The organism is Aurantiacibacter flavus (genome assembly GCF_039710615.1).
Lineage (GTDB): Bacteria > Pseudomonadota > Alphaproteobacteria > Sphingomonadales > Sphingomonadaceae > Alteraurantiacibacter > Alteraurantiacibacter flavus.
In genome coordinates this window covers 66,713-91,770 of sequence record NZ_JBDLBR010000005.1, presented here as the reverse complement: position 1 = coordinate 91,770, position 25,058 = coordinate 66,713, and the positions used below count along the sequence as shown (strand labels likewise).

General features: G+C 64.7%; 19 protein-coding genes. 5 read left to right on the top strand and 14 right to left on the bottom strand.

The genetic code is table 11. The annotated features are described in order from the left end of the window. Nucleotides 1-71: 71 nt before the first annotated feature. Complete coding sequence (locus ABDJ38_RS14080) at nucleotides 72-1,094, top strand: chemotaxis protein CheB (protein ID WP_346785762.1); 1,023 nt, start codon at nucleotides 72-74, stop codon at nucleotides 1,092-1,094. Nucleotides 1,095-1,143: 49 nt separating this feature from the next. On the opposite strand, the gene ABDJ38_RS14075 is transcribed toward ABDJ38_RS14080, so the two are convergent. The 9 genes from ABDJ38_RS14075 to ABDJ38_RS14035 form a co-directional block, all read right to left on the bottom strand. Continuing rightward, complete coding sequence (locus ABDJ38_RS14075) at nucleotides 1,144-2,547, bottom strand: aldehyde dehydrogenase (RefSeq protein ID WP_346785761.1); 1,404 nt, start codon at nucleotides 2,545-2,547, stop codon at nucleotides 1,144-1,146. A 177-nt stretch (nucleotides 2,548-2,724) separates the two neighbouring features. Further along, nucleotides 2,725-3,708, bottom strand: coding sequence for a 5'/3'-nucleotidase SurE (locus ABDJ38_RS14070; RefSeq protein ID WP_346785760.1), 984 nt, complete (start codon nucleotides 3,706-3,708; stop codon nucleotides 2,725-2,727). 73 nt (nucleotides 3,709-3,781) lie between these two features. Further along, on the bottom strand, nucleotides 3,782-6,385 hold the full coding sequence (locus ABDJ38_RS14065; RefSeq protein ID WP_346785759.1) for a TonB-dependent receptor: 2,604 nt from the start codon (nucleotides 6,383-6,385) through the stop codon (nucleotides 3,782-3,784). 231 nt (nucleotides 6,386-6,616) lie between these two features. Then, on the bottom strand, nucleotides 6,617-6,997 hold the full coding sequence (locus ABDJ38_RS14060; RefSeq protein ID WP_346785758.1) for a c-type cytochrome: 381 nt from the start codon (nucleotides 6,995-6,997) through the stop codon (nucleotides 6,617-6,619). Then, the gene (locus ABDJ38_RS14055; RefSeq protein WP_346785757.1) at nucleotides 6,994-8,607 is read right to left on the bottom strand and encodes an FAD-binding oxidoreductase; all 1,614 of its coding nucleotides are present in this window, start codon (nucleotides 8,605-8,607) and stop codon (nucleotides 6,994-6,996) included. Before ABDJ38_RS14055 ends, ABDJ38_RS14060 begins: the two co-directional genes overlap by 4 nt. After that, nucleotides 8,604-8,996: a hypothetical protein gene (locus tag ABDJ38_RS14050; RefSeq protein WP_346785756.1), complete on the bottom strand. Its 393-nt coding sequence runs from the start codon at nucleotides 8,994-8,996 to the stop codon at nucleotides 8,604-8,606. The genes ABDJ38_RS14055 and ABDJ38_RS14050 overlap by 4 nt, the downstream gene beginning before the upstream one ends. Beyond that, entirely contained in the window at nucleotides 8,993-9,427 is a 435-nt protein-coding gene (locus ABDJ38_RS14045) for a c-type cytochrome (protein ID WP_346785755.1), read from the bottom strand. Before ABDJ38_RS14045 ends, ABDJ38_RS14050 begins: the two co-directional genes overlap by 4 nt. Next, complete coding sequence (locus ABDJ38_RS14040; RefSeq protein WP_346785754.1) at nucleotides 9,424-11,013, bottom strand: FAD-binding oxidoreductase; 1,590 nt, start codon at nucleotides 11,011-11,013, stop codon at nucleotides 9,424-9,426. Before ABDJ38_RS14040 ends, ABDJ38_RS14045 begins: the two co-directional genes overlap by 4 nt. Nucleotides 11,014-11,087: 74 nt before the next feature. Then, on the bottom strand, nucleotides 11,088-11,663 hold the full coding sequence (locus tag ABDJ38_RS14035) for a TetR/AcrR family transcriptional regulator (protein ID WP_346785753.1): 576 nt from the start codon (nucleotides 11,661-11,663) through the stop codon (nucleotides 11,088-11,090). Between the two features lie 130 nt (nucleotides 11,664-11,793). On the opposite strand from ABDJ38_RS14035, the gene ABDJ38_RS14030 reads away from it, so the two are divergent. Both ABDJ38_RS14030 and ABDJ38_RS14025 read left to right on the top strand, forming a co-directional pair. Further along, nucleotides 11,794-12,768, top strand: a complete 975-nt coding sequence (locus tag ABDJ38_RS14030) for a bile acid:sodium symporter family protein (protein WP_346785752.1) — start codon at nucleotides 11,794-11,796, stop codon at nucleotides 12,766-12,768. Nucleotides 12,769-12,842: 74 nt separating this feature from the next. Continuing rightward, a complete protein-coding gene (locus ABDJ38_RS14025) occupies nucleotides 12,843-14,516 on the top strand; it encodes a bifunctional metallophosphatase/5'-nucleotidase (RefSeq protein WP_346785751.1) in 1,674 nt (557 codons plus the stop codon). Here ABDJ38_RS14025 and ABDJ38_RS14020 read toward each other — a convergent pair. Beyond that, nucleotides 14,500-16,728, bottom strand: a complete 2,229-nt coding sequence (locus tag ABDJ38_RS14020; protein ID WP_429771118.1) for a S9 family peptidase — start codon at nucleotides 16,726-16,728, stop codon at nucleotides 14,500-14,502. The genes ABDJ38_RS14025 and ABDJ38_RS14020 overlap by 17 nt on opposite strands. Nucleotides 16,729-16,978: 250 nt before the next feature. Here ABDJ38_RS14020 and ABDJ38_RS14015 point away from each other — a divergent pair, with 250 nt between their 5' ends. Beyond that, entirely contained in the window at nucleotides 16,979-18,313 is a 1,335-nt protein-coding gene (locus ABDJ38_RS14015; RefSeq protein ID WP_346785749.1) for a TylF/MycF/NovP-related O-methyltransferase, read from the top strand. A gap of 38 nt (nucleotides 18,314-18,351) precedes the next feature. After that, nucleotides 18,352-19,341, top strand: a complete 990-nt coding sequence (locus tag ABDJ38_RS14010) for a phytanoyl-CoA dioxygenase family protein (protein ID WP_346785748.1) — start codon at nucleotides 18,352-18,354, stop codon at nucleotides 19,339-19,341. Nucleotides 19,342-19,374: 33 nt separating this feature from the next. Here ABDJ38_RS14010 and ABDJ38_RS14005 read toward each other — a convergent pair whose 3' ends face one another. The 4 genes from ABDJ38_RS14005 to ABDJ38_RS13990 are packed head-to-tail and all read right to left on the bottom strand — an operon-like array spanning nucleotide 19,375 to nucleotide 24,933. Continuing rightward, nucleotides 19,375-20,373, bottom strand: coding sequence for a HupE/UreJ family protein (locus tag ABDJ38_RS14005; RefSeq protein WP_346785747.1), 999 nt, complete (start codon nucleotides 20,371-20,373; stop codon nucleotides 19,375-19,377). After that, complete coding sequence (locus ABDJ38_RS14000) at nucleotides 20,370-21,227, bottom strand: peptidyl-prolyl cis-trans isomerase (RefSeq protein ID WP_346785746.1); 858 nt, start codon at nucleotides 21,225-21,227, stop codon at nucleotides 20,370-20,372. Before ABDJ38_RS14000 ends, ABDJ38_RS14005 begins: the two co-directional genes overlap by 4 nt. After that, nucleotides 21,224-23,143: a DUF3604 domain-containing protein gene (locus ABDJ38_RS13995; protein ID WP_346785745.1), complete on the bottom strand. Its 1,920-nt coding sequence runs from the start codon at nucleotides 23,141-23,143 to the stop codon at nucleotides 21,224-21,226. Before ABDJ38_RS13995 ends, ABDJ38_RS14000 begins: the two co-directional genes overlap by 4 nt. Then, entirely contained in the window at nucleotides 23,095-24,933 is a 1,839-nt protein-coding gene (locus ABDJ38_RS13990) for a DUF3604 domain-containing protein (RefSeq protein WP_346785744.1), read from the bottom strand. Before ABDJ38_RS13990 ends, ABDJ38_RS13995 begins: the two co-directional genes overlap by 49 nt. Between the last annotated feature and the right edge of the window lie 125 nt (nucleotides 24,934-25,058).

The following is a 25,058-nucleotide window of genomic DNA, read 5'->3' as shown; positions in this document are numbered from 1 at the left end:
AATGTTGTTTCATTGACGCTGCGCCCGGCGCGCATCGCACGATTGCCTACAACACGAACAGGATTGAGATCATGAAGCCAGCCCGAGTACTCGTCGTCGATGACTCAGCCGCTATGCGCGCGCTGTTCTGCGACATTCTCGACCAGGCGAAGGGCGTCGAAGTGGTCGGCACCGCCTCCAGCGCCGCCGAAGCGCGTGACAAGATTCCCGACTGTCGTCCCAATGTCCTCACGCTCGACGTGGAGATGCCGGGGATGACCGGGATGGAATTCCTCGCCGAACTGATGGAAGAGGACCCGATCGCCGTGGTCATGCTTTCAAGCGTGGCGCAGGACGGTTCGGGAACCGCAGCCAAGGCGCTCGCACTCGGCGCAGTAGACTGCTTTCCCAAGCCGCTCCACACCTCGCCCGAAGAATTCGCCAAGACCGTCGCCAAGCTCGGCACCATCGTCCAGAAGGCCGCCAACACCGACATGGAGGCGCACAAGGCCTCGCTCGGCGGCGGTGCGTCCGGCGGAGACGACTACGACAACGATGGCCGGCTGGTGCTGCTTTCGGCAGGTTCCGAAAGCCTCGAAACAGTGCGTTCGGTGATTGCGGCCATGCCCGGCAATTGCCCTCCGACGGTCATCCTGCTCGACGCCGACGAGGACACGATCGAACGTGCAGTCGATCGCCTTCGCCCCTCGGTTGCCTGCAAGATCGAGAATGCCGAAGATGGCGCAATGCTGATGCCCGGCACGGTCTATCTTGCCTATGACAAGGGCAAGCATGTTGCCATCGAAGACGACTTTGCCCTGATGCTCAAGCTGGTCGACCGTGATCCGGTGGCTGGCTTCCGCCCCTCGGCCGACCTTATGTTTGCCAGCGCCGCGCGCGCCGGGTGTCCGACGCTGGCCGGAATGCTCGAAAAAGGCAGCGACGATGGCGCCAAGGGCCTGATGGCGCTCGGCAAGGCGGGCGCACAGGTGTTCCTCGAATCAGGGTCCAACGGCACGGCTGCGGGCCTGCTCGACAAGTTCGACGAAGTGCCGACGAGCGAAGTGCCCGACTGGCTGCTGGGCGCGACCGCCAAGGGCCGGAAAGCCGCCTGACCTTTTGAGTGTGGGTCGCCGGAGTAACACCGGCGACCCTGCACTCCAATCAGATCGGGTAGTGGCCGCCCTCGGTCGAGACGGTGACCCAGCGCAGCTCTGTGAAGCTGTCGATCCCGGCCTTGCCGCCGAACCGGCCATAGCCCGAAGCCTTGACGCCGCCGAACGGCATCTGCGCCTCGTCCGACACGGTCGACGAGTTGATGTGGCAGATGCCCGCCTGGATCTGCTTGGCCAGACGCAGACCCTTGGCCACGTCCTTCGTGAAGATCGCCGAGCTCAGGCCATATTGCGTATCGTTGGCCAGCTCGATCGCGTGCGCCTCGTCACGCGCGCGGATCATGCCGACTACCGGGCCGAAGCTCTCGTCACGGAACAGTTTCATGTCGGGCGTCACCTTGTCGACGAGGTGCGCGGGCATCAGCACATTCTGCGTCGTCTCGCCGCCGGTCAGCAACTCGGCCCCATGCGAAAGCGCGTCGTCGATCAGGCTCTTACAGTGATTGACAGTCTTCGCATCGACCACCGCGCCGAGCGGCGTGGTGCCCTCGGTCGGATCGCCCACCGGCATCGATTCGACCTTCGCCTTGAACTTGGCGGCGAACTCGTCGGCCACCGCTTCTTCGACGATGATCCGCTCGGTGCTCATGCAGATCTGGCCCTGGTTCATATAGGCACCGAAGGCCGCCGCCTTCACCGCTTCATCGAGATCGGCATCGGCAAGAATAACCATCGGAGCCTTGCCGCCCAGTTCGAGCAAGCAGGGCTTGAGGTGCTCGGCAGCGCGCTTGGCGATGATCTTGCCCACGGCGGTCGAGCCGGTGAAGTTGATGCGGCGCACTTCGGGCGCATCGATCAGCGCGCCCACAACCTCGGCGGCATCCTCGGGCGCATTGGTGACGACGTTGACCACGCCTTCAGGGAAACCGGCCTCGGCGAATGCTTCGATGATCAGCGCATGGGTGCGCGGGCAGCTTTCGCTCGCCTTCAGGATCACCGCGTTGCCGCAGGCCAGCGGCACGGCGATGGCGCGCACGCCGAGGATGATCGGCGCATTCCACGGCGCAATGCCGAGGATCACGCCCACGGGCTCGCGCAGGGCCATGCACAGCTTGCCCGGATAGTCCGACGGGATCACCTCGCCCGAAATCTGGGTGGTGATGGCGCCTGCCTCGCGGATCATGCTGGCGGCAAGGCCAAGGTTGAACATGGCCCAACCGGCAGTCGCGCCGATCTCGCCCATCATCGCGGCGACGAAATCGTCCTTCTTCGCCATCAGCGCATCGGCGGCCTTGTTGAGCACCGCGCGCCGCGCGTTCGGCCCCTGCTGCGACCATTCCTCAAAACCGGTCTGCGCCTTGGCTGCAATTGCGGGGACATCGTCTGCCTTCATGGCCTCCGCCGAAGAGGCGGTGGCACCGGTCATGGGGTTAAGACGTTCGAACTTTGACATGGCATTCCTCCGGTTTGCGCGCGCATTGGCTTTTGTCGCGCCTGCGGCAGTTCAGTGCGGCGCGCCGTTTTGCGCCCGTCATAATGTTATTAGCTATAACAACTGCCATAGCCAAGCCGGATCGCACACTTTGCCCGGCTTCGGAGCAACCAAGGAACTGTTCCGCAGCGTCCAGCCTCAGTCGGCGGTCAGATCACCGATCTGCCAGGCGGTCATCGCCTCGGCACCTGCGTCGCCAGCATAGCCTGCCTGCATCGGACTAACCGCGATGGCAGTGCGATAGACGTAGGCCTCGTCGCTCTCCTCGCCGGGGGTAGGCGTGGCGGCGGTGATATCGAAGCTCAGGCCCGGAAGCTGCGGCAGTTGCAAGCCACGCGCTTCGGCCATCGCACGCATCGCTGGCGTGGCATCCTCGGCCATATTGGCGGTGAAACCAATGGCATAGGTGTTGTAAGTGCCCATTCTGGTCGCGCGCCAGGCGGCACCTGCGGGCTGGTCGGGGAAGTTCACGTTCAGCGCGATGTTCTGGGGCAGCAGCGGACCATCGCCAGCCTTTTCCGCCAACGCGGCGACCAGTTCGACCGACAGAGCGGCCACTTCGGGCGAGATTGGATTGGCGAGATCGGCACCCTCCGTATTGCTCCCAGCAGACAGCGCAATGGCAGGCAGACCGCGCAACGCGGCGAACTGCGCGTTGCTGACCGTGCCCGAGGAAATGGCGATCGCACCGACGTTCTGGCCCTCGTTGGGGCCGGACAGGACGAGATCGGGTGCCCCGTTCCAGCGCGACTTCCCTGCCACGTCGAGGCCATAGGCCAGCGCCATGATCGGCGTGCCGTCGACATAGAAGAAATCGCCTGCGGGCAGCCCTTCGCGGGTCATCGGCCCAGCGGCGGGATCGCCCGCCTTGGCGGCATCGTTGAGGCACGGCTCGACCAACGGCGTGAGCGGGGTGCCGATCTGCAGCGCGGCACCCTGCCCGCTCTGATTGCGGCACGGCACCGATACGATCACATCGTGCCCGGCCTCCTTCAGCGCGTGATAGAGCGCCAGCACGTTGCTGGTCAGGCCATCGTCGTTCGAGACGACGATATTGCGTGCCTCGGCGGCGGCAGGAGCCGCCACGAGGGCAGCAGCGACAAGAAACGAAGCAATGCGCATCGGTATCTCCAAATAGACTGAGGTACTCGGCGGCTCCGCGCGAAGCGGAGCCGCCAGACCGTGCAAACGGCGCTTAGAAGTCGAAGCGGATGCCGAACATGTAGCGCGAGCCGATCTGCTCGACCTCGGTCGGATAGATCGGGTCGCCATCGTAGGCGGTGTAAATCTCGTCGGTGAGGTTCGCGAGATCGGCATAGACGGTGAGGTGCTCGTTCACCGCATAGCGCAGCGTCACATCGAGGTTCTCGTAGGCACCGCGGAATTCGCCATCACCGATACCGAGGCCGCCAATAGTGTCGATGTAGTCCGAGCGCCACTGGTAGGAGACACGCGCCGACAGGCCGAACTTCTCGTAGAACACCGCCGTGTTGACGATGGTGTCGGACAGGCCGGGGAACGGCAGGGTTGAAACCACGCCCGAGGTGTCCGCCGCCTCGAAGTCACCGTCGAGCAAGGTTACATTGCCCTGCACACCGAAGCCGCTGAGCGCGCCGGGCAGGAAATCGAACTGATGCTCGAGGTTAAGCTCCACGCCCATGACCTTGCCGTCGAGGCCGTTGAACTGGGCGCTGAGCATGTAGCCCGAACGATCGACGCCGCCCGAATTGAACACGTCGGTGCCGACCGGACGCGAATCGCCATAAAGCACGTCTTCGACATAGCGGTAGAAGGCCGATACCGAGACGATGCCGTTGCTCGGCAGGTAGTATTCGAGGCTGGCGTCGGCACCCCAAGTGTACTCCGGACGCAGGCCCGGATTACCGGCCGAGATCGTGTCGTTGGTATCGTCGATCGACGAACCGACCCGCAGCGCCGCATAGGCCGGACGCGCCGTGCCCCGCAGGCCGGCGAGACGGAAAACAAGATCGTTCGTGACATTGTAGCGCAGGTTCACACTGGGAAAGATGTCGAAGAAATCCTGGCTTACGGTCAGCGGGGTCAGCGTGCCGTCGATATCGGCCGTGCCTTCGCTGGTGATCTCGTAATATTCGGCTCGGGCACCGGCGACGATGTTGAGATCACCGAACTCCCACTCGCCAGAGACATAACCGGCCCAGATATCTTCCGACTGCGAGAAGAAGTCGGACGGCGCGTTGGTGTCGTTGTAGTCGAGCCCCTGCGCTTCGAGGATTGCCTGCTGGTCGAGGTTAAGCTGCTCGTTGTCGAGGTAGTTGATCGTCACGCCAAGCGGGAAGCCCGTGTTCCACGGGGTGTTCGTGGCATAGGCATTCACGTCGAAGCCGTAGGGCGCAATCGGGAAGTAGGTGAAGTTGGCGACATTGCCCGCGATGTCCCGCTTCTGGAACTGAGCACCGAAGCGCAGCGTCCAGTCGCCGTCGAAATCGTAATAGGCGTCGGCCTTGCCGGTGTAGCTATCCGAGTCCGTGGTGGTGACGATCGGATAGATGAAGGTGCCCGGCGCATCGAAGCTGGTCGAATCGAAGGTGGTGATCGGTGCGCCGCGACGCGGGTTGATGAGTGTGCCGCCGGGACCGGCATCGAATAGCGTGCCATAAAACCCGGTGATGGTGACGAACTGCGGGTCGGTCGCATCGTAGGTTAGCGAGACGGCATTCTCGGGGGTCGTGCCAGTCAGAGTCAGCGGCAGATAGGTGCTGTTCTCGTTGCGGGTGTAGCCCGCAGCCACGTCGATGCCGAAGTTATCGCCCGAATAGTCGACGCCGGCACCGACCACATAATTGCGGGTGCGGTACTTGCCATCGTTGAAGGTGCCCGAAACCGGAACGTTGACAAGGTCGCCGCCGGTCTTGGTGCGGGTGCCCACGCCCTGCTGGATTTCGAATTCGTAGGCGTTGCGCTGCTCGTCGTCCATGAACTCGGTGTAGATGCCGTTGAGGTAGACGCGCAGGTCCGCCGACGGCTCCACCTCGATCCCGGCGAACAGGCCGTTGGTGGTGCGGTCGAGCTTGTAGTTGCGCACGTCGTAGTCGCGCGGGGCCAGTTCGCCGTCGCTGCCGGTCGAGTAGCCATATTCGCGGTTATCGGTGATCTGTTCGCGAATGTAATGCGAACCACCGACCACGACGCCCCAGGTGTCGCCGCCGTAGCTCGCGCGCAGCGATCCCTGCCGCTGGTCGCCATCGCCCAGCTCCATCCAGCCGTAGCCGAGATCGCCGCTGACGTGCAGGCCAGCGCGGTCAAGCGCGGAATAGGTCACGAGGTCGACATTGGCGGTCACCGCTTCGGCGGTAATGTCGGGGGTGAGCGACTTGTTGATGACCAACTGTTCGAGGATCACGGCCGGAACCGCATCGAAGCGGAAGGCACGGCCCGAGCCGCCTTCGTCGGTGCCGGTCTGCGGAATGCCGTTGATCGAAACCGAGGTCCAGCGGTTAGGCGCGCCGCGCACCTGGATATAGCGGGCCTGCCCCTGGTCGCGCTGCACGGCGACGCCCGGCAGGCGGGTGAGCGCAGCAGCGATATTCTCGTCGGGGAAGCGACCGACCGAGTCAGCCGAGGCCACGTCGATCAGGTTCAAAGCTTCGCGCTTTTCCTCGATGGCGGCCTGCTGCGACTGGCGGATCGAGCCGGTGACGATGATGAAGTCTTCGGCGGAAGCCTCGACATCCTGCGCCATGGCCGGAGCGGCAAAGCCAGCGAAAGCCGCAGTGCTGGCGAGCAGCGCTACACGGGTGAACTTTTGGATGGTGTACACTGGGAGACCCCTTGGTTGCTGTGATCAGCGCGCCGCTAGGGTCGGGACGTGGAACTTTTATGACGAGGCTTCGCCGATTGTTGCACCGCAGTAATAGAGACTGAAGTTCGGTTGTAGCTGTGGGAATCCGGTCACGTCTTGCAACCGCAACACTGCCATTTGCACGTCACGGAAATGGAGGTGAGACATGGCCTGAGGGCGCGCCAGCGCCGCGAAACAGGCAGGGTCGGGCTAGTTCGCCGCCGCCGTTGCGGCAAGATAGGCGGCCACCTCGTCGATCTGCGCATCGGTGATCTCGCTTTTGCGGAAGGGTGGCATCTCGCTCACCCCGCGGCGAACGAACAGCCGCAGCACCGGTGCGGGAAGATCGCTGCGCAGTTCGAGCGCGCCGGGCTTGGCGCCATCGTACTTGGCGGCGAGCGCGGCGGTGCCCGGCAGCATCGGCGCGCCATCGGCACCCGGTCCGGTTCCGTGACAGGGGGCGCACTGGCGCTCGAACACCTGCCGCCCCGGCATGTCCGGCCGCACGATGTCTGCGGGCGCGGCCGCAGCTGTCAGCATCAGGGCGCCGAGCGGGGCGATCGCAATAGCGATAAGGGCAGCACGGCTCATGCGCGGAACCTCCGTGGCCAGATCCCGCCCCGTCCCGGGGCGATGATCCCGTCAGGGTCAATCGCGTCCTTCAACTGCTCGTGGAAGCGGCGCAGCGCGTGGTCATTGAAGCTATAGGTGTCGGCCACGGCATCCTGATAGATCGGCGAAGCGCGATAGTCGCCCCAGCCGTGTTCGGCAGCTACAGCCACGCACTTCTTCATCGCCGCATGGCTGATCGCATTGTGCGCTGGATCGTCGTGCTTGATCGAAGGTGCAAAGACCATCTGGAACGTGTGCGTGTGCCACATCAGTGGCGTGGTCAGTGCGTTGAAGAATGGCGGAAGCGTGGGGAATTCCTTCATCGCGTCGCCCAGCACCTGCTGCATCTCGAACACCGCTTCGCCCGTGCGCGGCAGCACGGGGAAGAAACCGATGTGCCCATCGTCGCGCACGATCTTCCATTCGCCCAGGCTCGGCACCCCAAGCGAGCGTTTGCGCTTGATTGCACTCGGCCAGGGTTGCGCGGGATGGTCAAGCTGGTGCGCGGTGGCGGGCAAGGCAAAGTGCTCGCCCTCGGTTGCCTGCGCGCCAGGAATGTCGGACAGGATGCGCTCCTTGGCATGGAGCCAGTTTTCCCAGGTCGCCTTTTCCGGCCCGAGGAATTGCAGCTCCACCTGCCAGCACGGCAGGCCCGCCGCCTCGGCAGCGGCATCGAGTTCGGCATCCGACACCCCGCCAGTCTTGGTGATAAGCGCCATGAACGACGGGTCAGCCATCTTTGCGCGCAGCGGGCTGCCATATTCCACCTCGCCGATCAGCCCACTGTCGTTGAGGTAGTTGACGTGTGTCACCAGCTTCACGAAGTCGCGCCGCCGGGGCACGGCAATCAGGCAGGTGCGATAGTATTCGGGCAGCGGCAGCAGGCGAAAGCCCATCTTGGTGACGATCCCGAAATTGCCTTGCGCAAACAGGCCGGAAGGATCGGGGCCGAAGCCATAGGGATATTCCTGCCAGGTCTGCGCGCCGGGCATCGCGCCCATCCCGGTGCGCATCACCTCGCCATCGGGAAGCACGACCTCCATCCCACAGTGGGCGCCGAAATGATCGCGATAGTGCGGCATGGTATAGCCCACTCCGCGTTCGAGCGAATTGCCTACCGGCGAGCCCCAGCCCGGATCGGGGCAGTCAACCATCAGCCTGAGCCCGCGCTCTTCGATTTCGCGATAGAGATCGAAGTACGAGACCCCCGGCTCGACTAGCGCAAAGGCCCGCGTCTCGTTCACATCGAGCACGCGGTTCATGCGCTTCAGGTCAATCACGACCGAGCCGTTCACATTGGGCGAGGGGCCGCCGTAACCGAAGTTCTTGCCGGTCGAGATCGGGAACAGCGGCACGCGGTGCCTGCGCGCCACGCGGACAATGGCGCTGACCTGCTCGACATCGGCGGGCGCGACGGCGGCGCTGGCGTGGCGCTCCTGCTCGGTGTTCCACACGGGCGAAAAGCTGTCGCGGTAGGCGTGCATGTCCTCGTCGCTTGACCACACCCAGTCGGTCCCGACCACGGCGCGCAGATCATCGAGGAATGCGGCAAAGCCTGCCGCGTCGAGGTCGGGCGGAAGCACGCTCATGCCAGTACGCTCGGATGGACTGGCGCGATCACCCAACGGACCGGTGTGACACCGTCTACGGCTGCAAGCGGATTGCGCGCCACCACCTTGCGCCCCTGCTGATGCGCCAGCGTTTCCAGCACGAACAGTGCGTCAGCACCGGTGATGCCGCCCACCACGAAGCCGGGCCGACGCCATGCGCAATCGAGATGATCGTACCAGATGCGCGTCACGTCGCCTGCGAAGGTCAGTACCCGCGCCGCGCCCATCTCGCCCGTCGTGCCATCACCGAAGCGCGTGTCGAGCAGCAGCACGTCGAGCCCCTCGCCTGCCTTCGCCAGCGCCACAGCCGGGGCCCCCGCCATAGCCGAGGCAAGCGCGCCCCACTTGAGCATGTCGCGCCGGATCATTGCCTCTCTCCCCTTAGCTGCACCATTTCCTCGGCGAGAAGCTCGGCCGGAGCACCGCGCTGGTCAAGCGGAGCGGTGAGGTAGGCGCTGAGCGCCGCAAGCTGCTCTCCGGAAATCTCGGTCGGGCGGAAGGGCGGCATCCAGGCGACACCGTTGCGCACGAAATAGCCGATCAGCGCCGGTTGCATGTCGGTACGGTCCTCGAGCGCAGCTGGCACTTTCCCTTCATACTTGTGCTGAAGCGCGAAGGTGCCCGCGAGGCCTGGATCGGGTGCATGACACGGCGCGCACCACTTGGCGAAGACCGCTTTGCCCTCAGCCTGTTCGGGCGCAGTAGGGCCGGTGCGCGCAGGTTCCGTACCAGCGTCCTGCGCCTGCGCCACCCCGAAGGCGAACGCTGCCACGGCGACGGTAGCGAGCAGTATCCTCATGCGCCCCTCCCTTCACGCAAGTGTTTCGGCCAGACGCCATAGCGCCCCGCCGACAGAATGCCCTTCGGGTCGAGCGCATCCTTGATCTGCTCGTTCACCCGGCGCAGCTTGTGATCGGAGAAGCTGTAGGCATCCATCACCGCATCCATGAAAGCCGGCGGGCAGCGATACTCGCCCCAGCCATGATCGCCGCAGATCTTGATGATTTCCTTGATCGATTCGCGCAGATGCTGATTCTTGGCCGCATCCTTGTAGACCGGAACGGCAGCGAACAGCACAAAGCTGCGCGTCCAGCAGGTGACGGCGGGGGCGAGCATGAACAGGTCCAGCCCGCGCTCCTTGCAGGCCTGACGCATCACCCGGTTGGCCGCAATCACGCCCTTGCCCGAGCGCGGGATGACGGCGGAAAACCAGATATGCCCGTCCGACGGGTTGAACTTGCCAAAGCCCTGACTACCGACGGTAAAAATCTCGAGCGAGGGAATGCCATAGCGCGGCTTCTGCACCTTCTCGAGCTGCGCCGGCGTGAGCGGAAAGCGCACCGGTTCATCGGCTTGGTAGGTCACGCCTTCGAAGTGGGCGAAGCGGTCGCGAACGTGCTCCCACTGCGCGGCGATCACCTTCTCAGGGCCATAGAAATTGAACGAGGCGCGCCAGGCGGGCAGGCCCGTCTCGCGCACCATCCGGTTCATCTCGTCCGGCTCGGGCACGATGGCCATGGCAATCGGGCTTTCCTGACTGAGCACTGGCGAGCCAATACCGGGCATGCCATTGAAGACATTCCCATATTCCAGCTCGTTGAGGATCTCTACCAGCTCGTCGAGGTCTTCATAGCGATAGACGCTGACGCTTGCCGACAGGTGCGCTTCGGGCTGCGGGAACAGGTAGAAGCCCATCTTGGTGACCACGCCCAGCGTCGACTGGCGGAACAGTCCATCAAGGCAGGGGCCGATGCCCATACGATATTGCTGCCAGGTCTCGCTTCCGGGCAGCGCGCCCATGCCGGTGCGCAGCACCTCGCCATCGGCCATCACCGCCTCGACTCCGCAGACCGCCTCCCAGTGCCCGCGATAGCCCGACACCGTATAGCCGCCGCCCGAATCCATCGCATTGCCGATCAGCGAGCCCCATCCCGGATCGGGCACGTCGAGCCACAGCTTCGAGCCGCTTTCCTGCAAGTGGCGATACATGTCGAAATAGGAGACACCCGGCTCGACCAGACACGAGCAATTCGCCTCGTTCACTTCGAGCACGCGGTTCATCCGCTTCAGATCGAGCACCACACTACCCGACAGAACCGGCGCCGAACCGCCATAGCCGAGGTTGCGCCCGGTGCTGATCGGGTAAAGCGGCATGTTCCGCTCGCCTGCCGCGCGGACGATCGCCTGCACCTCCTCCACGCTCGCCGGGGCGATCGCGGCCGAGGCCTGCTTTTCCTCCGGCTCGCCCCACAGGACCGAATAGAAATCGCGGTAAGTGTTGAGATCGGCGGGCTGATCGAACACCCATTCCGGCCCCACGATAGAGCGCATCTGCGCCAAGCCATCGGCAAAATCGGCCTCAGTCATGGTGTTCGGCGTAACCACAGGTCTCTCCCCTCCCACAGCAATTTATACGATTGTATAAATTGCTGCTTGGGCGCTGGCAATCCCCTGCTGGACTACTTGAGTAAGGCGGCGTGAGCGAAGCGCACCAGATACTCAAGTTCGTCCGCGACGCCCACGCCCACCATACCGCGGCCGCGCGGCGGGGGGCCAAGCGCTGCAGCGGAAATGAAGCGCAGCCGCACGCGCAGTTCGGCTTCGCCGAGCGCGGGGCAATGGGGCAGCAAGAGCGCGTGCAGGCCACGGGTGAACTCCAGCATGGCGGCAAGTACCCCGGCACCGAGATCGCCCTCGGCGTGGGCGGCAATTTCGTCGATCACCACCAGCGCCCGCCCGCCCTCGGTGAAGGCCGCAGGCCTGAGAAGCGGGGCAATCCAGCCACGCAGGATCGCATCGAGCCCGTCAAGCCGATCCAGCCCCTCCCAGGCAGCGAGGATCGGCTCCATGTTGCGGTCGCGCAGCTCCTCCAGCAGCGCGCCGAGCGAGCCGAAGTGATAGGTCACCAACGTGGGGTTCAGTCCTGCCGTATCGCCCAGTTTGCGCACCGACAGCCCGGTAATACCACGTTGAACGAGGATCTGCTCGGCTGCGGCAAGCAGTTTGGAGCGGGTATCGCTTGGCGGAGGGCTCATACACACAAGGCTAGCTGGGGCGGAGCCGCGAGAAAACCCTTGCCGCGCGCGGCCAAGCGGGATTGCCCGATTGATCGCAGCCCTCCGCCGCACTACCGAGCCTGCTGGCCCTGCCAACGAAAGCGACCGAATGAAGGCCCTCCTTGCCCGCCTCAGGATCGACACCTTTATCGTGCTGTTGCTGGGCACCGTGGGCCTTGCATCGCTGCTGCCCGCGCGCGGCGTCGGCGCCGACATTGCCGGCGGGGCCGCCGATATCGGCATCGTCGCGCTGTTCTTTCTGCATGGCGCGCGGCTGTCTCGGCAGGCGGTGATCGACGGCGCCCGGCACTGGCGGCTGCATGCAACGGTCGGCGCGATAACCTATGGTGTGTTTCCGCTGCTTGGGCTGGGTATCGCCGCGCTGCCCTTCCTTGATCCGTGGTTGCGCACCGGGCTGGTATTTCTCACGCTATTGCCCTCCACCGTGCAAAGCTCGATTGCCTTCACCGCCATGGCGCGCGGCAATGTCGCGGGCGCGGTTTGCAGCGCGGCCTTTTCGAACCTCGCAGGTATCGTGATCACGCCGGTGCTGGTAGCGCTGATCCTGACCGGCGAACAGGGCGGCATCTCGGGCAACGCGGTGCTCACCATCATCGTGCAACTGCTGCTGCCTTTTCTGGCTGGCCATCTGTTGCAACCACTTATCGGTAGCTGGATCGTGCGGCAACGGGCGCTGCTGCTGGTGGTTGACCGCGGCTCAGTGCTCCTGGTCGTTTACGCCGCTTTCTCCGCTGCGGTGGTGGAGGGGCTGTGGTCAAGAGTCTCGGCTGGCGACCTCCTAACGATCCTCGCGCTGTCAGCGCTGCTGCTTGCTTTCGTGCTGATGCTGACCGCATTGGTTGGGCATTGGTTCGGCTTCGCCCGCGAGGACGTGATCGTGCTGCAGTTCTGCGGCACGAAGAAGAGCCTTGCCACCGGCGTTCCGATGGCGGGCGTCCTGTTTCCGGCGGCGACCGTGGGCGCGGTGATCCTTCCGCTGATGGTGTTTCACCAGCTGCAACTGATGATCTGCGCCGTGCTGGCCGCGCGTTATGGGCGAGAGGCTTACCGGCAGGAGGCATGACGGTCATGCCTTTACGCTCGCCGCGCGCTGGCCCATGTCATGAAGGTGCCATCCGCGAACCCGAAGGCGACGCCATGACCATGCGCCTCTTATCCGCTTCGATTGCCGCCCTTGCCCTCTCCGCCTGCGCGACGATGCCCGCATCACAGCCATCCCCGGTGGCCGTGCGCATCATCGCCCTGAACGACTTCCACGGTGCGCTCCTCCCGCCAACGCAGGAGACCCCTTTCGCAGGCAACGGCGGCCCCCAAAGCGCCGTTCTCGGCGGCGCGGCACGCCTGGGAGCGACCATCGCTCGCCTGCGCGCCGGGCAGCCCGACAGCCTCGTGGTAGCGGCTGGCGACCTGATCGGGGCCGGCCCGGTCATCTCACAACAGTTCCTCGACGAGCCCGCCATCGCCGCGCTCAGCCTTGCCGGGCTCGACGTGGCATCGGTCGGCAACCATGAGTTCGACCGGGGCATTGCCGAGCTGCGGCGGATGCAGGAAGGCGGCTGCGAGGTCTATACCGCGCGCAAACCCTGCGCGCTCGAGCCCTTCACCGGGGCCTCGTTCCGCTATCTTGCGGGCAACACCACCGACGCGGACGGCGCGACGCTGTTTCCCGGCACCGCCCTGCGCGAAGTGGGCGGCGCGACAATCGGCTTCATCGGCCTGACGCTCAAGGATACGCCGCAACTGGTCACCGCCTCGGCCATCGCCGGATACAGCTTCGGTGATGAGGCCGAGGCTGCGAACCGGCTGGCGGCAGGTCTCAAGGCCGAGGGGGCCGATGCCGTGGTGCTGCTGATCCACGAGGGCGCGCAGGTCGATCCCACATTCAACGTCAGCGGGTGCCCCGGCCTTTCAGGCGCGATCATGCCGATCCTCGACCGGCTTGATCCGGCGATCGGGCTGGTCGTTTCGGGTCACACCCATCAGGCCTATAGCTGCAAGGTCGGCGGGCGCACGCTGACCAGCGCCGGGCGCTATGGCGCTTTCGTCACGCAGATCGACTTGATGCTCGACCCCGCCAGCGACAAGGTGCTCTCGCTCAGCGCGCACAACGTGCCCGTTACGCAAGAGGCCGGGGAAGAACCCGCAATCGCCGCGCTGGTGGCCCGCTATTTCGCGGCGAGCGAGGCCATTACCGCGCGCCCGGTCGGCAACTGGCAACTCGCCGAAGACGACAGCGGCAACTGCCTGGAAAGCCCCGCCGACCGGCTGGTGACCGACGCCCAGCTCGCCGCGACGCGCGATCTCGCGGGCGGTCCGGCCGATATCGCTTTCGTCAACTCCGGCGGCGTGCGCACCGATCTGCCACCGGGCGCCAGCGGTACCATGTCCTACGGCGACACCCTTGCCATGCAGCCGTTCGCCAATTCGGTGCTGCTGGTGGAAATGCCGGGCAGCGCGATCAAGGCCGTGCTCGAAGAACAGTTCTGCGAAGCGGCTGATGGCACCGTCTCCACCTGCCATTCGGCGCTGCTGCCGTCCCAAGGCTTCGCCTACAGCTTCGACCGCAGCCAGCCAGCTGGCGAGCGGATCGTGTCCGCGACGCTGAATGGCAAGCCGCTCGATCCGGCGAAGACCTACCGCGTCGCGATCAACAACTTCCTTGCCGAGGGCGGCGACGGCTTTGCGACATTCGCCCGCTTTCCCGTGCTCGACGACGCGGGCATCGATGTCGACGCGCTGGAGGCCTGGCTCGCACCGGGGGCCACGATCCCGCCGTGCGGACGTATCCGCGATCTCAGTCGGCAGCCGTAACCCGGTCGAGGAAGGCCTGCATCGCCAGCGTGCGGTGGATCAGGATGTCCTTGCCCTGAAACCCGTGCGCCTGCCCCGGATAAACGGCGGTGTCGAACGGCACCCGCGCCTGCTGGAGCGCGGCGAGCAGCCGCACGGCATTGTCGAACACCACGTTGTCGTCACTCATCCCGTGGATCACCAAGAGCGGGTCCGCAATGTTGCCCGCACGGGGCAGCACGTCGGCAGCCTCGTAGACCTCGGGCACTTCGCGCGGATCGCCGAGATAGCGCTCGGTATAGGCGGTGTCGTAAAGCCCCCACTGGGTCACCGGCGCGCCTGAAATGCCGCCGGCAAAGGCTCCCGGCGCGGCCTCCAGCAGCTTCAGCGTCATGTAGCCGCCATAGGACCAGCCCTCGCCCACGATCCGGTCGGCATCGGCCCAGTCCTGCTGCTTGAGCCAGTCCAGCCCCGCGAGCTGGTCTTCAACCTCGACCGTGCCGAACGCCTGATAGAGCGGCTCCTCGAACGCGCGGCCTCGGTTGCCCGAACCGCGATTGTCGAGCCGGAAGATCGCATAGCCCTGCTCCACCCACCAGCGGTCCAGCGGCGAGGTCCAGTAGCGCGCGACGCGCTGGGCATGGGGGCCGCCATAGACTTCGAGGATCACCGGGAACGGCCCCTCGCCCTCCGGCTTCATTGCTTCCCAGTGCAGCACCTGCCCATCCGATGCGGTGAGCGTGCCGTAGTCCGGTTCGCGCAGCAGATCGGCGTAGGGCGCGAAGGGGTGGCCCGGTCCAATCGCGTTCTGCTCGATCCAGGCGAGCCGCTCGCCCGTGTTGTCGGCCAGATAGACCTGCGGCGGCTGCACCGGGCTCTGGCGCTGGATGATCAGCCGCGTACCCGTGCGATCGAGCGCGCCGCTGTTCCAGTAGCCGCTCTCGGTCAGCCGCTCCGGTTCGCCCGTCCCATCGAGCCGCACCGAATAGATATGCCGTTCAAGCGGGGTCTCGCGGTTGCCAGTGACATAGGCAAGCCCGTTCGCCTCATCGACCCCGGCAAGACCGCTCACCACCCAATCGCCGTGGGTGAGCTGGGTCAGATCGCCGTCCTGCCAGCGGTAAAGGTGCATGTAACCGTCGCGCTCCGACAGCCACAGGAAGCCGCCGCCCTTGAGCGAGCGCAGGCCCGCCTCGCCGCCCTGCCCGAACCCGCTCGACGCGAGGTTGACGAAAGTGTCCGACGTTTCGCTGAGCAACACTTGAGACGCGCCCGTGGCCGGATCGACTTCTAGCAGATCGAGCCGCTTCTGATCGCGGCTGAGGCGGCCCACCCACAAGGCCTGCCCGTCCGCCGACCAATAGACGCGGGCGAGATACACATCGGGATTGTCTCCGAGATCGACCTTCACCCGCTCGCTGCCATCGGGCCGCATCACATACAGATCGACCAGCGCATTGTCCGTCCCGGCACGCGGATAGCGCTGCGCGATCAGCGACGATCCTTCCGCGCCGATCGCCAGCCGCTGAACCACCTCGACCCCGCTTTCGTCCACCCGCGCCACGGCGAGGCGGCTGTCATCGGGGCTCCACCAGTGGCCGCTCGAACGGTCCAGCTCTTCCTGCGCGACAAATTCGGCCGAGCCCCATGTAATCGTGTCGCTAGCACCATCGGTCACTCGATGCTCGGCGCCAGTCGCGGTCTCGACGACATAGAGATCCCCCCCGCGCACGAAGCTTGCGTAGCGGCCCGTTTCGGAGAGCTTCGCGTCGAGCTCGCCCGCCTCGGTGTCGGTCAGCTGGCGCGGCGCTCCCTCAAGCGGCGCAAGCCACAGGTCGCCGTCGATAGGCACCAGCAGCGCCTTGCCATCCGGCCCCCAGTCATAGGAGACGATCCCGCGCGTTCCGGCCAGCCGCATCCGCTCGCGGCGCATCTTCTCCTCCTCGGAAATCTCGCGCCCACCCAGGGCCTCGCTGTCGACAAGCATCCGCTCCTCGCCGGTGGAGGTGTCGATGGCCCACAGGTCATAACGCTGGCGATCGTCGACGCGCGGCTTCAGCAGCGTGGCGTAACGGCCATCGGGCGAAAGCTGCAGACTGCGCGGCATGGAGCCGGACAGCGAGGGGCTGCCGAAAACCGCGTCGAGTGTGAGCTCTTCCTGTTCGTTGTCCTGCGCCTGCGCTGCGCCCGATACTAATGCCAATGCTGCGATCCAATGCCACCCATGAGTCATGCCGGGGAGATACCCCAGGGGTGCACGCCCGGATAGCCCTTGCGGATCGGCTATCGCGCGCTCAGCTTCTTGGAAGCGTCCCTTCGTGAATTGCTCCGTGCGTTCTATAATCGGTTGCGGGTTAGGTGGCCATATTCTAGTCCACGGACTTCATCACGTCGCTTTCGATGGGTCTTATGGCAAGTCCAAGCGATACGCGTCGGCTGCACCCTGACCGCCAAGAGAATCCCCCTTTCAGGAAAGAATCATAATGAGACGCCCGAAGCGACTGTTGCGGCACCTTAATCGAATGGCCGGGACACGGGGAACTCTCGATGCCAACGCGCTCAATCGCTTCTCCGGCTGGGCAGCGGCGCGGAGCGAGAAGGACGTGCTCATCGAGGCGTGGATCGATGGCAAGGCCGTCGCGTCCACCAAGACAGGCGTCGAACGCCCAGACGTCGAACGTCTCCTGCCGGGTTACAAGCGCGCCCGCTTCAGCGGCTTCGCACTCGAATTGCCCGAAAAGGCGATCCCTGACGACCGCGTGGTGGAGGTCAAGATAACAGCGCGCCCCCAAGGATCATGGTCGCCCAAGGCGTGGCTCGGCACGGTCACTCTGGCCGGCAACGGGCTGGTGGAACGGCTGGCGTCTGCATCTCCGGCGAACATCGTCGGACCGTTTCCCGCACGCGTGATCGACGTCGTTGCTGCCTTTCGGCCCGAGGCAGTGGACGATCTGCTAACGGCTTCCGGACAGCGGAAGTTCGTAGCCGCCCTGCGCGATATTCTGCTGGTCCCGATGCTGCGCGAAACGCCGGCGGTGGCCGACTACATCCGCTATCTCAGCGCCATTGCCGCCCACTTCGCCTTTGTCGACCGCTTCTTCCCCAGCGCCAACCGGCAGGCCCGCCCCGGATCGGCCGACTTCCACGGCAAGCCCAATTCGGTCGCCGAGATCACCGCGATCGCGCACCAGCTCTACGTCCTCAAGTCCCATGGTGTGGAGGGTGACTTTGCGGAGTTCGGCTGCTTCAAAGGGTTCAGTTCCGCGATGCTCAGCTTTGCCTGTCAGCAGCTCGGTCTGAAGATGCACATTTTCGATTCGTTCGAAGGGCTGCCCGAGGCAAAGCACAGCGGCTACACCGCAGGCGACTATGCCGGCAGCCTCGAAGAAGTGACCGACAATGTCCGCCGCCTCGGCGCGATCGATCAGGTAACCTTCCACAAGGGCTTTTACGCCGACACCTTCCGCGACTATCGCCCGCCACAGCTCATGTGCCTGTGGATGGATGTCGATCTCGAAGTCTCGGCCAAGGACATGATGGTTGTTGCCGACCGCCTCGATCCACGCGCAAGCCTGTTCAGCCATGAATGCGTAGCCGACATGTTCGTGGATGGAGAGATCGTGAACGCCCCCAGACCGGACAACCCCATCCCACCCGTTCTCGATCGCTTCGAAGAACTCGGCCGCCCTCTGACCGGGCACCATATCCATGGTCACACCGGCGCCTTATGGCCGCGCTCAGGAGGGATTCCGGTTATGCACCACGAGGTGCTGATGCACTTGCTGCAGATACTTCGCAAGGAAGTGCTAAAGCCCTAAGAAACCCACCGGTCGCAGCAGAATCAAGGCAGTCGCGAATGTCAGACGCAACAGGATCATCCGATACCAAGTCGGCTGCGCTCTTTCCCGGAGTGCCTTTGATTGAATCGCCGATATTCGATAACGAGGACCTGCCGGGTTTTACCGAGAAGGAAAGGCAGCTCGCCCGGCAGCTGAACAGCGACGGCTTTGCCGTTCTCGATTTCCCCGACCCTGACATCGACGCGCGGATCGAGCGCATAAAGCGCAATCTGGGGCCAGGCTTCGGCATTCCGCTCGAAGACCCCGCCGCCGACAAGACCAAGGGCGAACGGCGGGTTCAGGATGCCTGGCAGACCGACGCAGACGTCCATGCCATTGCCTCCAATCCGGCCATTCTCGATCTTCTGTCCAAGCTCTATGGGCGCCGCGCCTTTCCATTCCAGACACTGAATTTCCCGGTCGGAACGCAGCAGGCCGCCCATGCCGACTCGGTGCACTTCTCCAGCCTTCCCGAACGCTTCATGTGCGGCGTCTGGCTGGCGATGGAGGATATCACCGCCGAAGCCGGCCCGCTCTTTTACGTACGCGGATCGCATCGCTGGCCCATCGTCTCGAACGCCATGATCGGCCGACGCGGCTACGGCAGCGAATTGGGTTCGGCCCAGGCCCCTTATTCCGACGCTTGGGCTGCCATGTGCAAGGCCCACGGCAAGGTCGAGGAACCGTTCCTCGCGCGCAAGGGCCAGGCCCTGATCTGGTGCGCCAACCTCCTCCACGGCGGGAGCCGCCAGAGCGATCCGAAGCTCACCCGCTGGTCGCAGGTCACGCATTACTTCTTCGACGACTGCATTTATTACACTCCCGCCTTTTCGGACGAGAGCCTCGGCCGGCTGGCGCTGCGCGATCTCGTTTCGGTCGAAGACCGGCAGCCCAAGCCGAACACCTATCTGGGCGAGACCATCGGCAATGCGCCCACTGCCAAGACCAACATGGTGAGCAGGCTACTCGGCAATCGCAGCAAGAAACGCAAAGCCAGCAAGGATTAGCCTCAGGCAGGGTACGGCAGGGCAGCCCGGAAACTAAATCCCCGACAGCCGCTCGATCATCCACATGCTGGCAAGGCAGCCTACCGCATAACCCGCCAGCTTCTGCACCGGCAGTTGCCCGGCCAGACGCTCGCCGGTCCGCCCAAGCAACCACAGCAGGGCGAAGATGCCCGCGGCAAAAACGACCTGTCCGATCTCGATCCCGATATTGAACGCAAGCAGCGAACTGACCAGACTGCCCTGCGGCAAGCCGATCTCGCGCAGGACTGCGGCAAAACCGAACCCGTGCAGCAGCCCGAAAGCGCTCGCGACCACCACCGGCTTGCGCCATGTTAGCGTGTCACGCGGCCCCTTTACGATCTCGACCGCGAGGAACACGATAGATAGCGCAATCACCGCCTCGATGGCGGCAATCGGCAGCCGCACCAGATCGAGTGCGGCCAGTGCCAGCGTGACCGAATGCGCGAGCGTGAAGCCGGTGATGGTGACGAGGATGCGGCGCGGTTTGGCGGCGATCAGCACCAGCCCGGCCACGAACAGCAGATGGTCGATCCCGATCCAGATATGCTCGACCCCGAGCTTGATGAATTCGAGGAAGCCGCCCCCGCTACTCGCCTCCTCTTCCGTGCCGATGGCGAAGCTGCCGTCCTGCGGTTGCAGCAGGATCGTCTGCGGATCGCCCGCGCCTGCGCGGAAGACCCGGACGATCGTGGCAAGGTTCGGGTTAGCCAGCGGATAGACGATGGCGATTTCCCGAGCCTCGATCCCCTGTGCGCAATGCCATGCCTCCTCGCGCCAATAGCCGAGCGGATCGGACCAGGTGCGCGCGCGGCCCCTCTCCTCGCAGCCATCGGTCGAGACTCGCGGCATGTGCCGTGGCTCGACATTGACCGGCAATTTCCACGTCACCGTGAAATTCGCCGCATCCTGTTGCTCGATCTTGAGCGACAGCGGCCGGTTATCGTCCGCCCGCACCGCCTGCGGCGCCACAGCGAAAACGACCGCAAGCCAGATGAACAGCCAGCCCCTCACAGCCCATCGTCCAGCTCGATCGTGTAGCTTGCCAGAAGTTTGTCGAGCGCCGCATTCGATGCCACGCGGCGGCGCTCGGCCATGGCATCCTCGCGCACCTGATCGCGTACCTCGCCCAGATCGGGGACGCCTCCCGTTTCCTTAGCGAGCGGGAGCACCACATGCCACCCATGCGCCGACTGGATCGGCCCCTGCCAGCTTCCCGGATCGAGCGCGAACAGGGCCTCGGCGAAGTCGGGTCCGAAATGGCTCGTCACCAGCCCTTCGTCGGCTGCAGCATAGTTCTGCTGATAGAGGAACCGCTCACCATGCTGCCCCGCCTGATCGGCTGCGACATTGCCGGAGCGCAGTTTCGCCAGCATGGCTCCCGCTTCTTCGCGTGTGGCGGGAGAGCGCAGGAACACGTGGGTAAAGCTCATCGTCGGCGCGGCGGCATATTGCGCCTTGTTCGCCTCGTAGAAGGCGGCAAGGTCGGCATCCGAAAGCGAGGTATCGGCCGTCGTCTCTTCGGCGAGGATCAGCCGCATCTGCTGGACCATGCGCTGGCGCACCAGCGGGTCCGCCTCGGAAAGTCCGAGCGCCTGAGCCTCGCGATAGAGCACCTCCTGCAGGGCAGCATCGCGTATCAGTTCACTGCGGTCCTCGTCCGACATCTCGGCGAGCAGCGCGCTGAAAGTCGGCGCGTCGTAGACCTGTGCCCGGCCTTGCATGAAGGTGAGCAGATCGTCCTCTCCCAGTCGGATCGTCTTGCCGGAGCTGTCGCCGCTTTGCCACCAGCCAGCGAGCAGGAACATCGCCAGCCCGGCAAGCAGGAAGTGGAACAGCGGCTCTCGCAGCCATTGCCTTGGGGTCACGGGCGATACCACACAGGCGATGACCAGGCCCGCTCACGAATGGTGGTCGGCAGATCCATGGTCGTCGGATCGACACCCATGGCCAGCGCATCGAACACATGCTGGCGCGGCGTGGGGATTTGCAGCACGCGCACATAGTAGAACGCGGGCTGGCGGGCATCGAACTCGGGATCGGTCCACAAGGTGGAAAGCTCGGCCGCGCCGATGGTGTTGCTGTATCGCGCGGTGGCAAGGTTCACCGTGTTACCGACATCGGGCAGGCTGCCATCTGCCCGCAGCCTGCGCCCGCCCGACCAGGCGACGTTGAACACCTTCTCGCGCGCGATGCCGTTGGCATCGATCCAGCCCTTCACTACTTGCACCCGGTCGAGATTGGCCTCATGCGGGTCCTTGGTGGCCACGATGGCGAATTGCGGTGCCTGCCCGGCGCGCATCGGCAGCAACGTGCCGCCCATCGGCACGCCTTTCGAATAGCCGATCCGACCGAAAGAGGGTGACGCAAGATCGCCCGCAGTAAAGCTCTGTCCGGCAAACATCCGCAGCTTGATGCGCGGCCCGGACGTGGCAAAGACCTCGCGGCGGCGGAATGCATCGAAGATCGACTGCCGGTCGTTGTAATCGGCCCAGATCCCGGTCAGCCCGCCGGCCGACATCTCGACATTGGGAAAGATAGACGCGACCTTTTCGGGGCCTACCCTCTCGGCTGGCAGGAAATCTTCGGCCATCTTGCCCAGGAAGTTGTCCTCCCGCTGAGACGAGAGGCCCGTGTGGCTATCGCTCGCACCGCCGATGCCGAAGGCAAAGGGATTGACGCCCAGCCGCTGCTCTTCCTTCAGCCCGTTCAACAGCGCGCTGCGCAAGTAGGAGCCTTCACTGACCGCCGTGGCCTGTCCGGTAAGGAGCATATTCCGGAGTTCGAAATTGGCAAATTCGTCGGTCGGCGAGAGTTCGGGGTGGGTCTCGCTCGTACCCTTGTATTGGGTGATCTCGGCGACAGGCTCCCACCTGCTGCGGCGGCGGGCATAGTCGACCGAGAATTCCTCGCCGTCGCTGTCTCTCGTGGCGAACATCAGTCCGTCGGAGAGGTTCGAATTGTGCGGCATGCCCAAAAAGTCGGCCCCGGTGCGCGCGTGGGTCTGCTCGAAGAAGCTCCACAGGTCTTCGGGCCGGTTGGAGATGTAGTAGCTGAAGGGCAGGAACTGCCGCGCCACATGGCCATCGACATTGGTCATCACCACCCGGTGCAGGTTGCGGGTGTTGGGCGTCGAGCTCCATTCCCAGCCGATCATGGCGGTGAAGGTGCCAGGCACGTTATGCCGCTCGGCGGCGGCGACCTGCTCGTTCCAGCTGGTCTGGCGGATGGTATCGGTGGTCACCTCCGCAAAATAGGCGGGGCGCTCTTCCTCCGGTTCGGCGAAGCCCATGATCGCCGAGGTCATGGCGCGGCCGCCCTGTTCCTTGAGTATCTGCCACCATTTGTGCCCGAGATCGGTTGCCAGAACGGCCTCGTCACCGCGTTCGACGCGCACGTTCATGCCGAGATTTTCGGCGTGATCGGCCATCACGATGAAATCGAGCGGCTCCCCGATCTGGACCTTCTGCCCGGTCTTGGGGAAGACCACCGGCATACCGCGTGCAAAGCGATAGGCAGTATCGACATCAGCGCTGCCAAGGCCCGTGGCATAGGCATCGACCGAGTTGCGCGAGTGAACGTGGGTATCGCCCCACAGCAACTCCCGATCCCCGTCCTGCGGCGCGGGAGCAACCTCAGTGGACGCGACGGTCCCATCGGGTGCGGCATTCGGCGTGGCTTGCGAACAGGCCGCCAGCACGCCAAGCAAGGCCAGCGAAGCGCCGGAGCGCAGGCTCACGGACGATAGAAAATAGGCGAGGTCCATGCGCGTTCCTGTAGCCATGCGGGGGTTCCTTCCTTCAGGCGAATGCCGGTTTGTTTGGCCAGGTATGTCGCCCAGCGCGGGGTAGGGATTTCGAGCACGCGGGCATAGTAGAGTGCCGACTGCGCGGGATCGAAATCGGGATCGGTCCACGATCCGAACAGCTCGGGCTCGCCGATCGTATTGGTGTAGCTGGCGCGGGCGACATCGACCGTGTTGCCGACGGGCTGAAGCCGCCCGTTCACGATCCGCCGTCCGGGCGACCACAGCACGTCGTAAATCTTCTCATGCGACTGACCGCCCTCGCGCCAGAGCTTGACGATCTGCACCCGGTCGAGATTGCCCGACAGCGGGTCTTTGACAGCCTGCACCAGCAGTGTCGGCGCGTTGTCAGAGCGCGGTCGGGCCGCAAGTGTGCCGCCCATAGGCACGCCCCAGCGATAGGCCCGGCTGGCCCAGTCGGCACGGTCTTCGAAGGCCATGCTGTCACCCCATCCGGCAAACAACCTCACCCGCATGCGCGGCCCCGAGGTGGCATAGACCTCGCGTCGTTGCAGGGCTGCAAAAAGCGCCGCGCGGGTGTTCTCCTCAGCCCAGACGCCGGTGATGCCCGAGGCCGAGAGCATCGAGTTCGGCGCCCCCAGCACCGGCGAATCGGTCTGCAACACGGCGCGCGGATCGCCATGGTCGTCGCCCATGCCGAGCCCGCCGGGGAAGTTGTCCTCTTCGCTCGCCGAAGCGCCCGAATGGAAGTCGCTCGCGCCGACGAACCCATATTCGAACGGGTTCACGCCTAGGTTTTCGGCCAGCTCAAGCCCGCGTTGGAGGCCATAGCGCACAAAGCTGCCGCGCTGCTCTTCCTCGCCGGCCGGGGTGGATCCGCCCGGACCATGCCCCCCGGGCAGCAGTTCGAAGGCGGCGAATTCGTCATCGGGGGAAAGTTCGGGCAGCGCCTCGCTGGTGCCTTTGTTCTGCGTGATTTCCACCAGCGGCTCGTTGCGCGACCGGTTGGCGGCATAGGCCCGCGTCATCGGGTTGCCGTAGAAATCGTCGTACTGGAAGGCGAGGCCGCTCGACAGGTTCGAATTATGCGGGATCATCAGCGATTCGATCCCCCGCTCGCGATTGGCCTCGGCATAGGCCCACAGCGCCTCGGGCTTCATGCTGTCGGTCGCGCCAAAGGGCATGGAGGGATAGTCCGGCCCACGAAAGATCACGTTGCGATGCAGGTGCGCCGATCCCTCGGCCTGAAGCGTAGGCGAATATTCGAAGGCGACGAAAGCGGTAAACCGGCCCGGCTGGTTGTATCGCTCGGCCGCCGCAATCACACCGTTCCACGCGCCGTTGACCAGCGCGGGGTTGGAAAGGCCCCGCGTATCCTCGCCGCGAATGCCCGCCACCACCCGGGTCATCAGCTGGAACATGGTCGCGCCCGGACGGCGGTCGGCCAGCAGTTCGGCCCAGCCCTCGCCCGGCACATCCAGCTCGCCGCGCATCGCCAGCCGCACGTTGCCGAGATATTCGGCATGGTCGGTGACGGCGAGGAAGTCGAGCGCCGCTCGCCGCTGAATCGTGCGGCCGAGATAGTCGATCGGTTCGCCCCTGGCATAGCGATAGGCGTCTTCGGGCAGGGTCTCGGTGCGCGAGGCGGCGGCATCGAGCGAAAGGCTCGTGTGCAGGTGCAGGTCGCCAAAGAACACCTGCCGCTCGCCCGGATCGCCTGCGGGAGCGGCAGGCATAGCGGCTTCGGCCTCGGCCAGCGGCACGGGCGCATCGGCTGCCGAGCAGCCCCCAAGCACTTGGGCGGACAAGCAGAATCCCGCAGTCGTAGCAAATGCGGCATAGCGCATGGCAACTCCCCTCCGGCAGCACTGATGCCCGATGAAAGGCGAATGAAGCAATGCAAGCAATGGCTATCAAACTGATAGCCTTATGG